Source organism: Nonomuraea sp. NPDC049486 (assembly GCF_040676925.1).
Lineage (GTDB): Bacteria > Actinomycetota > Actinomycetes > Streptosporangiales > Streptosporangiaceae > Nonomuraea > Nonomuraea ferruginea.
The window spans coordinates 1-1315 of record NZ_JBFAPV010000046.1; the positions used below are offsets into that span (position 1 = coordinate 1).

Genomic DNA, 1315 nt, shown 5'->3' on the forward strand with positions numbered 1-1315 from the left:
TGGACTTCCCCTTCTAGCGTGGAGACCTGACCTAAGGAGAAGGTTGGGTCGTGGGAGAGACCAGACGCAGGTTCGATCCGGAGTTCCGGGCGGGCGCGGTGCGTATCGTGCGGGAGACAGAAAAGCCGATCGCGCAGGTCGCTAAGGATCTGGGCATCAATGCGGGCACGCTGGCCAACTGGGTGCAGATGGACCGGCTGGCCCGCGAGCAGGACACCAACGGCGGGGAGCTGGCCGAGTCGGAGCGGGAGGAACTCGCCCGGCTGCGCCGGCAGCGGGCCGAGTGGGCCAAGGAACGCGCCGAGCTGGAGATGGAGCGCGATGTGCTCAAACGCTCGGTGGTCTTGTGGGTTCGAGAGGCGATGGGCCGGTGAGCGTGGCGGCCTTCATCAGCTCCCAGAAGACCGACCACGGCGTGCCCCACGCGTTGACCTGCCGGGCCTTGGGCGTCTCACAATCCTGGTACTACAAGTGGCGCGACCGGGCGCCGACGGCCCGGCAGCGGCGCCGCGCGGACCTGGACGCGCAGATCGAGGCCAGGTTCACCGCCTCGGGCGGCACCTACGGCAGCCCGCGCATCACCCGTGACCTGCACGAGGCGGGATGGCGGGTATCGGAGAACACCGTCGCCGGGCGCATGACCGAGCTCGGGTTAGCCGGCCGGGCGGCCAGGAAACGCCGGTCGCTGACCCGTCAGGGCAAACGGCCCGCCGCCCCCGACCTGGTCCGCAGGAACTTCACTGCGGTCGCGCCGGACGTGCTGTGGTGCGGCGACGTCACCGAGATCGTCACCGATGAGGGCAAGCTCTACCTGGCCACCGTGGAGGATTTGTTCTCCCGGCGGCTGCTCGGCTATGCCATGTCCGAGCATCACGACGCGGCGCTGACCATCGCCTCGCTGCAGATGGCCGCGGTCACCCGCGGCGGGACCGTCGACGGGGTGATCTTCCACACCGACCGCGGCAGCGAATACAGCGCCGCCCGCTTCCAGGCCGCCTGCCGGCACTGGGGCGTCGTCCAGTCGATGGGCCGGGTCGGCTGCGCCCTCGACAACGCCGCCGCCGAATCGTTCAACTCCACCCTCAAGGTCGAATACGTCCACCGGTACCGCTTCACAACACGCGCCGAAGCCCGCCTGAAGATCGCCACCTGGATCACCGACTTCTACAACACCCGCCGCCGGCACAGCGCCGCCGACGGGCTACCCCCGATCGTCTACGAGCAGCAGATCATGACCGCGCGAACAGCCACCAAGGCGAAGTCTCAGGAGACCATCGCCGCATAACCGAGTCTCCACGCTTTCAGGGGATGGACA

General features: G+C 68.5%; 2 protein-coding genes. Both read left to right on the plus strand.

Translation table 11 applies throughout. The annotated features are described in order from the left end of the window. The first annotated feature begins 50 nt into the window (after window positions 1-50). Complete coding sequence (locus AB0K05_RS44405) at window positions 51-374, plus strand: transposase (RefSeq protein ID WP_364237883.1); 324 nt, start codon at window positions 51-53, stop codon at window positions 372-374. Then, window positions 371-1285 (plus strand): IS3 family transposase, encoded by a 915-nt coding sequence (locus AB0K05_RS44410; protein ID WP_364237885.1) that lies wholly within the window; start codon window positions 371-373, stop codon window positions 1283-1285. The genes AB0K05_RS44405 and AB0K05_RS44410 overlap by 4 nt, the downstream gene beginning before the upstream one ends. Window positions 1286-1315 lie beyond the last annotated feature (30 nt).